Origin of the sequence: Marivirga sp. (assembly GCF_024636815.1) — a bacterium.
In the GTDB taxonomy this organism is placed as follows: domain Bacteria; phylum Bacteroidota; class Bacteroidia; order Cytophagales; family Cyclobacteriaceae; genus Marivirga.
The window spans coordinates 1-8533 of record NZ_JAGXGF010000122.1; the positions used below are offsets into that span (position 1 = coordinate 1).

The window sequence follows — 8533 nt, forward strand, 5'->3', positions numbered from 1 at the left end:
AATTAAATTTTTAGATACATTTACAATTCAATTTTTCTACCCTGTGCAACCGTTTCTATTTCAGGCAATATCTCACAATTATCCCATATCCCTGTTACCAGAGTTTTAGCATAGGCTTCCGGTAATTTATTTTTTATCATTAATCGGTTGGCTGTTATATGGTCGTATTTTAATTGATGGTGAATTACGGACTGATCTTCATTCATTTCCATAAACCAAACTGCTGTTTCACCATCATTTGCTGGCATTCCAATTACGCCTGCATTGAGCCAGAGGAACCTATCTTTTTCATCTTTGAAAGGCAATCCGCAATGACCAGCTAGTATAATATCAGCTCCTGTGGCTTTTAAATGGTTCAATTTTTCTCGCCAAGGAGTAGATTTAAAAATGAAATCTGAAGTTCCTGAATATGAGCCATGCACCATCACTACTGTTTTTCCATAATAATTAAAAGTTAAATGCTCTGGTAAAGATTTCATCCATTGAATTGAATCTGAAGATAATTTCGACTGAGCATAAGGATACCATTGTCTGGAAAAAACATCGCACCGACTGCCTTCATCGAAATCGCAACCACAGTCATCTTCTCCTGAGGCAAGCTGCAATTCAACATTTCCTGCAATACAGTTTATTCCCCAAGATTTTGCGAGTTGAACACATTCCTCTGGCTGGGCACAGTATCCAGCTATATCTCCAGTACAAAAAATATTTTGAGGTGGAATATCAGCACCATCCGCATAAGCTTTCAAGCTTTCAAGCGCTTGAAAATTGCTATATACACCGCCAAAACCCAAAATTTTTCCTTTTATATCTCCGAGTGATTTCATTTTCTCTTAATTAATACTATTGGTATAAAATAAGCAGTAAAACATAATACTGTTCCCCAAACATTGGCAGCTAATAAGCCGGCATATTTCCCTTCTGTAAAGATTAGGCTATTCGGAAACCAGCCTATTGTATGAATAATTCCAATAAATATTCCTGCAAATATGGCTAAATGGAAGGACAATTTAGGTGCTTCAATGTTCCAAAACAGAAAAATAGGAGCCAAGCCCAATACCATGGTGCCACTAATGGTAGTTGCAGAAAGGATTTCAGGCTTTAAGAAAATTGGGATGGTTCCTACTACAGCTAATGCTATCATCATGATTCGTCCCATTTTTACTGTAGGGATTTTTTGAAAACCTAAATCTATGATACTCAATTTTGAGAATGAAGAAAAGGCTGAGTCCAAAGTGGAAGCAGCTGAGGTGACCATAATGAAGTTGAGCATTAGCATGCTGCCTAATCCAAGCAATTTCCCAACTTCCACAGCTGCCTGCCCTTCTAAGCCATTGAGTTTGGCGAAAACTCCTATCAAGGAAAACAATGTTATACAAATAAAGCCAATGATTGCGGCAGCTATAAAGCTCTTCAAAGTCTTTTTTGCAGGGCTAATAAATCCTCTGTCCGTCATTACTGAATCATGAAATGGATAGCTGAAAATTTGCAGGAAAGCAACTAATAGTAAATCAAGTCCGCCAGCAAGACTCCATTCACCTGTCTTAACAAAATTTCCAATAGGCTGTGTTTCATCCGATAAAATCAGCTTGAATAATACAAAAAGTAATACACCAAAAAACACCATCTGAATGGCATCAGTGAGCATGGAACTTCTTAGTCCACCTTTTAAGGTATAGGCTAAGGTTAGGGCAGTAAATACTAAAATAGAAAGATAATAAGAACTGCTGCCTATCTCTCCAAAATAGCTACCAATCACCATGGTATTAGACCATATTTCATTAAATAGTCGAATAGCCACCACTACTGAAAAAATTAATACTGCTTTTCTACCGAATTTTGAGCTCAAAAAATCATGTATGCTTTTGAAACCTCCTTTGGTTCGTAAACGAAAGATGATGATACCCGCCACGATAAAAGAGAGGTAGTACACAGCATAAGCAATGCCACCTACAAAACCGAATTCCAATCCCAAATTTGCAGCATTGGTAATGGATTTGGCAAAGATCCAAGATATCACCAGGCTGCTAGTAAGCAAAATTACATTGGGTTGCTTTCCTTTTAGCGATACTGCATTAAAGAATTCTGCCGGTTTTTTGGAAAGCGGTGCTAAAAAGAAAAAAAGGAGGCTGCTTATGATTATCAGCCCCCATTGATACATTAAAATATCTTGCATATTCGCAAAACTATTGATTTCAAATGATTGAATGTGTTGAAATTGATTTAATCAATATCCCACCATACGTTCTGATTGATACTATTTTCTGGATTCCCGCTAGTTTCTACTAATTGCTCTTGATTCAGCGTGACTTCACTGCTTGGGTAAGGCATTCTAACAGGAATTAGTCCGTTATTCAAGCTTGAAGTCACGGATTTCAATTCAGGGAAGCCAGTTCTTTTCCACTCGATCCAGCCTTCATAACCGTTGATGATATTAGCTATCCATTTCTGTTCTATAATTTGTTGAAATGGGTCATTTCCATTTTCACCAAAAGCCGCATTACCCTCACTTAAAAATTTAGCTGGTAGTTCCGTATGCCAATAGCCAAAAGCCTGCGAAACGGCAGTCTCATATAAGGTTTTTGCATTAGCATTAATATAACCTTTATGTGCTGCTTCGGCCAATAGGAAATTCGTTTCCCATGCGGTCATGAAATTAGCATCCAGTAAGCTAGTGTTATTTCTGAAAATACTGCCACTCAATGAGTAGTCTGCAACAGAAATAGAGATTTGTGAAGCATCAGGTCCATTTCTCAATCCTGCAAATTCTCCAGAATTAGCAGCAGGGCGGAATAAAACAGTTGCTTTTGGATCGTCATATTTTTCGAGAATTTCCTGCATCGATGCCGACATAATGAAAAGATTGTAATCTCCTTCCCTTAAAGTAGCCATTCTGAAATTATTGGGTCTTCCGTCTGTGAAATCAAAAATCGCATTTTCTGTATTTATTTTGATGTAATTACCCTCAGCAAAAATTGATTGTAATTCATCCTGAACATCCACTCTGGCTGAAATTCTCATCAGCGCTTTTATCTTCAAAGAATTAGCAAATTGAACCCATAGATTGAGATTTCCTTCAAAAAGAATATCACCTGAAAGCACAAGGTTTCCTTGGTAATTTTCCATTGCAGCAATGCCATTTTCTAGATTATCTAAAATGCCATTGTCCCCTAAATAAATGGCTTCTTGTTCATCAAATTTGGGAGTTACATTCCCTTCTAATCCATTTAAAGCTTCAGAATACGGCACGTTCCCAAACATATCCGTTAAGGCAGCAGTCATATAGGATTTTAAGATTAAAGCTGGACCTTCATAAACAGCAAAGATCTCTGAATTCTGTGCTATCTTTAGTAATTCTTCATTGTCCAATAGGTTTTTATAGATAATAGACCAGGGGTTTCCTCCAAGCTGAGGGTTTTTCAAACCATGGCGATCAAACAAATTAAAATCTATTGCGGTCATATATTGACCTAATAAATTTCCAGCGACAAACCCTTCATAGGACATCTGCTCTCCATAATCGTAAATAACCTGACGCAAGACGAGTTCAGGCTGAATGTCTACTGGTGCATTGGGATTTGTATTGATTTCCTGAAAATCATCCGTACATGAAACTACAGTTAAAAAGCTTATTAAAATGAAATATATCTTAAATCTATTCATGTCTTTTCAGATTAAAAGTTGAGTGAAATTTTAATACCATAACTTCTACTGCTGGCATAGGACATATCTTCCACGCCATTTACAAATTGATCTCCTTGTACGGCAAGTTGCTCAGGATCAAAATGCGGAATTTCAGTCCATGCCCACAAATTTCTACCAATTAAAGCAATACTCAATTGTGCTTCAGAGTTTGTAAATGTTGGGAAATCATAACCAATGGAAAACTGCCTAAGTTTTAAATAGCTAGCATTATAAGTGTTGTTTTCCTCATGATTTCTATCATAATACTGTCTAAAATAGCTTTCAGGACTGATTGCTGTGGTATTAGGTTCATAGATCGGATTTTCATCACTTCCAATATTCACAACTCCTTGTGCAATTATATCATTTTCACGATTCACAGTTTCAATTAATTGTCCGCCTACACCTCCCAAGGCTAATGTTCTGGAAACTAATATTCCACCTTGTCTCCAATCCAGTAAAAAGCTGCCAATAAAGTTTTTATAGCGAAAGTTATTAGAAATGCCCAAGATGAAATCAGGATTGTAGTTACCGAGTTTTTGCAGTTCATTATCAGCAATAAAATTTCCGTTTTCATCCAAAATAAACTGTCCATCATCAGTTTTTTGATATCCGGTTCCATACATATCACCAATTCTTCCTCCTTTTTCTACCTGATACCAAACGGTTTGGTTTTCACTGTCATAAATTCTGGAATACGCCAAAGTCAGTCGGTCTACCTGTGCTGGTAATTCTTCTACTATCGAAACATTTCGACTGAAATTTAATAGTGTGTTCCAGCTAAAATTAGTGGTTCTGATGGGGTGAATACCCGCAATTACCTCTACACCTTCTGTTTTAACCTTGCTTCCATTTACAATCTGTTGATCAAATCCTGAGCTGATGGGTACAGGTAAAGCAATAATTTGATTTTCAGTTATGGTATTATAATAAGTGAAATCAAAATTCAATTTATCATCCCAAAAGCGAATATCTGCCCCTACTTCTATTGAAGTATTTCTTTCAGGCAAGAGATTTGCATTTGGAATTGTGCTTTGATTAGTAAATGCAGGCTGTCCCATATAAGGAGTGCTAGCTCTATAGATTCCAGCTGTTTGGTAGGGATTGGTATCATTTCCTACTTGCGCCCAGCTAGCCCTTACTTTTGCAAAAGAAATCACTTGTGGCAATTCAAAAAGATAAGAAGGGATAAAGCTAGTGGAAACAGATGGATAGAAGAAAGAAGTGTTTTCCACAGATTCCCGTGTGGCTAATGCACTTGACCAATCGTTTCTTCCAGTAATCTCTGCAAACAAATAATTTCTCCAACTAAATTTCGCCACTCCAAACACACTATTGATTCGCTTCTGTGCTTCAAAATCATCTATTTCAACCGGAATGGCTGAATTCGATAATTTGAAAATACCAGCTTGTGCTAATGCAAGAGTTTGGGATTGTTGAGTATTAGCCAATTGATCCAATCTATTGGCACCAACAGAAATATCCATTCCTAAAGCTCCATACTGATCTTTAAAGTTGATGAAAGCATCAGTATTGATTTCTCTATAAAATACATCATGCTCTGCATAAGCACCATTCTTAAACCGGTTGGTACTAAATGCTCTTTTAAATTGTCTCAATTCATCAGCATAATCCATTCCGCTCCTTATCATAAAGCTTAATTTTTCATTGAATTCATAATTCGCTGAAATATTCCCGAATAACCTGTCTCTTCTAAAAGAGTTGGTATTTTCATACATGGTGAAAAACGGATTATCGAAATAAGTATAATTGAAAGAGTATTGTTGAATGTTTTCTAATCCAGGCTGCCAATAATCTCTCAAAGCATTTACATCCAAAGAACGTGGACCCCAGGCAACAAGGGAATAATTTACATTTTCAGAACCATAGCCATTTGAAGGTCGATTGTCACTACCTGTGTTCGTATATTGAATATTACTATTGATTTTTAAATTTCCGATAGGCTGAAATCCTAAATTCGCTCGAACCGTTTTTCTGTCCAAATTTACACCTGGAATAATGGATTTACTTCTTAAGTCAGTGAAAGATAGTCTGTAATGCCCATTGTCACTTGAATTGCCTATAGCAATGTTTTGAATTGAAGTGTATCCTGTTTCATAAAAATCTTTCAGATTATCGGGGTAGGCTAGCATTTCAGTTGGGGTGATTGGAGCCCCGCCATGAACCGCAACATCTCCGCCTCTTACAGATTGTCCATTCGGCAATTGAACAGGGCTATCAAATTGCGGAGTCAAATAGCCATCATTTAATTTTGGTCCCCAGCTGTAGGAAATCACATCATTTACGCCACCTCCTAAGCCATCTACAAAAGCAAATTCACCTGAATTTCCTTGTCCATATTGATTTTGAAATTGTGGTAATTGAAATGCCTCTTCTATAAAAAATGTATTGTTGATGCTGATGCCTAATCCACTTGCATTTTTACCAGATTTGGTGGTGACAATTATCACTCCGTTAGAAGCTCTGGTTCCGTAAAGTGCTGCTGCCGCTGGTCCTTTTAAAACATTTACGCTTTCTATATCATCTGGATTGATATCCATAGCACCATTTCCGAAATCGATTTCTTGAAATCCTTCAGCCAGATCGGTAGTATTGTTCACAATGGTATTATTATTAATAGGTGTTCCATCTACAATAAAAAGCGGATTATTGTTGGTGAAAGAAGCCTCTCCTCTAATGTTGATTTTGGAAGTTGAACCAACTCCAGTAACGCCATTGCTTACGGTAACTCCTGCTAATCTACCCGCTAAATTACCTGTGAAATTGATGGTATTAACATTAGAGATTTCTCTTGAATTCAATTTTTGCACAGGGTAGCCTAAATCTTTTGTTTGGCGTTCAAAACCCAATGCAGTTACTACAACTTCCGATAATTCTACTGCATTTTCTTCTAAATATATAGTGACTGGACTTGTTACTTCATTTACTTTTATTCCTTGCTCTAAATACCCAATAAAGCTGAATATCAGGGTTTCGGCATTATTGGAGATAGATAAGGTAAATGTCCCGTCTAGTTGAGAAGTAGTGCCTTCTTTGCTATTTTTTTCATAAATGTTAACTCCGGGAATTGGCTCCTTTGTGTTTTGGTCAAGTACAGTGCCTTCTATGATTTTATTTTGCGCTAAAACCACAAAAGCCATCATACTCAATATTAATGTGAGTGAAAATCTTTTCATTTTCGTTTTGGTAAATTGAAATTTGAATTAATTAAGGAATGTATAGTTCCTGTTCCTGTCTGGATTCTATTAATAATTGATTGTTACAATTGCAGGAGGAGCCCTGAATCCAAATGAAGGGGATAAAGTTTTCTTTCGGACTTGTATTTTAAGGGGTAAAAACTTTTTCTGGAAAAGTTGAAGTATTATCAATACAAGCAGATGGAACTGATGGAGCGTATTGAAAATAGATTTAGTAAATGCCCATAAATCTGCAGCTTCATCTATGTCTTGAAGAGTGTTAAGCCAAATAATCTTGGTTTGAGTTTTTGAAAAACTTTCTTGTAGTTTTTCAGATTGCCAGGCTAACTGAATAAATTTTTGAGGATTGAAATTAGATGCTTTAATACCAATTAAATAGACTCCGCCATCGTAAGAAGGACCTAAAACAGTGAATTTAGTGCCTTCTAAAATATGCTGAGTTTTTTTTATTTGTCTATAATTTAATCCGGGGCTATCAATGCCGATTACAATTAAATTTTCATAACCTTTTTGGAATGTTTGTTGAATAGCATGGGTTATCTTTTCACCGAAATTTACCCCTTTTTGTAATTTGCTAGTGAAATTAATAATGGGTAATCCACTTTGGCTGCAGATTTTAAGGCTATTATTTCTTAGTTCTCTACTAAATTGAATAGCTTTTCTCTCCTTTCTTTTGGAGAAATATTCCTTTGCTTCAGCTTCTTCATAGGCCGATCTGCTAAAAAGTAATATGGCGGTTTTGCTACTCATATTTTTTTAATCTCCCTAAGGAACGTAATAATATCTAATACCGGATCTACTAGGTTTAAATAAAATGTAAAATCATTTCAAATTTAAAGTTTCTGATTTCAAACTAAAATAATTGTCAGCTAACTGTCATTTTTCCTGATTTGTCGTTTTCCATTTCTCTTCCTAGATTAAATATTGTGATATTAGGCACTAAATATTTGGAATGTTAATGCTTTGCTCGTTGTTTTGAAGAACATCTAAATGGTGAAGATTGCCGTATCTCAACCTTAAGATTTAAACAATTAGCATTAAAATTTATTTAACTAATCACTATGAGCAATAAAAGTTATTATAATTCCGATGATTTAAGAAAATTTGGAGATATCAGTGAGTTTTCTCCTGAATTAGGTAAGAAATTTTTTGACTACTACAATGAAGTTTTTAAAGAAGGAGAACTTACCGAAAGAGAGAAAGCATTGATAGCATTAGCGGTTTCGCACACAGTTCAATGTCCTTATTGCATAGATGCTTACACATCTGGATCTTTAGAAAAAGGAGCAACAGAAGGACAAATGATGGAAGCAGTTCATATTGCGGCTGCAATCCGTGGTGGAGCATCTCTCGTACATGGTGTACAAATGATGAATAAAACGAAAGAACTTTTAATGTAAATTTATGACTTTAGCTACCCTGAAGAGAAGACAACACTTATTATCTTACGCTAAAAAACAACTGAATTTCCTTAATCAACCAAAAGAAAGTGGAGAGCATTATACCCCATTTGAGAGCAAATTAAATGAAGCAGGTTTAGATCCGCTTAAGCCAACAAAAATTGATACTTTTCAGATCAATGTAGGTTATATGTGCAATCTTACTTGTGGACATTGTCATGTTGATGCAGG

The 8533-nt window shown here is 36.0% G+C and carries 6 protein-coding genes and 1 pseudogene; 2 read left to right on the top strand and 5 right to left on the bottom strand.

What is annotated here, in order from left to right; all coding sequences use genetic code 11:
- Nucleotides 1-20: 20 nt before the first annotated feature.
- From Q0L29_RS09370 to Q0L29_RS09390, 5 genes are all read right to left on the bottom strand, one after another.
- Entirely contained in the window at nucleotides 21-827 is an 807-nt protein-coding gene (locus tag Q0L29_RS09370) for a metallophosphoesterase family protein (RefSeq protein WP_296621095.1), read from the bottom strand.
- The gene (locus Q0L29_RS09375) at nucleotides 824-2176 is read right to left on the bottom strand and encodes a sodium:solute symporter (RefSeq protein WP_296621096.1); all 1353 of its coding nucleotides are present in this window, start codon (nucleotides 2174-2176) and stop codon (nucleotides 824-826) included. The genes Q0L29_RS09370 and Q0L29_RS09375 overlap by 4 nt, the downstream gene beginning before the upstream one ends.
- Nucleotides 2177-2223: 47 nt before the next feature.
- Nucleotides 2224-3663, bottom strand: coding sequence for a SusD/RagB family nutrient-binding outer membrane lipoprotein (locus Q0L29_RS09380; protein WP_296621097.1), 1440 nt, complete (start codon nucleotides 3661-3663; stop codon nucleotides 2224-2226).
- A gap of 11 nt (nucleotides 3664-3674) precedes the next feature.
- On the bottom strand, nucleotides 3675-6881 hold the full coding sequence (locus Q0L29_RS09385) for a SusC/RagA family TonB-linked outer membrane protein (protein WP_296621098.1): 3207 nt from the start codon (nucleotides 6879-6881) through the stop codon (nucleotides 3675-3677).
- 69 nt (nucleotides 6882-6950) lie between these two features.
- Complete coding sequence (locus tag Q0L29_RS09390) at nucleotides 6951-7652, bottom strand: DUF2064 domain-containing protein (RefSeq protein ID WP_296621099.1); 702 nt, start codon at nucleotides 7650-7652, stop codon at nucleotides 6951-6953.
- A 311-nt stretch (nucleotides 7653-7963) separates the two neighbouring features.
- Here Q0L29_RS09390 and Q0L29_RS09395 point away from each other — a divergent pair, with 311 nt between their 5' ends.
- Both Q0L29_RS09395 and Q0L29_RS09400 read left to right on the top strand, forming a co-directional pair.
- Nucleotides 7964-8302 carry an arsenosugar biosynthesis-associated peroxidase-like protein gene (locus Q0L29_RS09395; protein WP_296621101.1) on the top strand — a complete coding sequence of 113 codons (339 nt, stop codon included), beginning with the start codon at nucleotides 7964-7966 and terminating at the stop codon, nucleotides 8300-8302.
- A gap of 4 nt (nucleotides 8303-8306) precedes the next feature.
- Nucleotides 8307-8533 (top strand): annotated as a pseudogene (locus Q0L29_RS09400) (radical SAM protein); the annotation flags it as partial.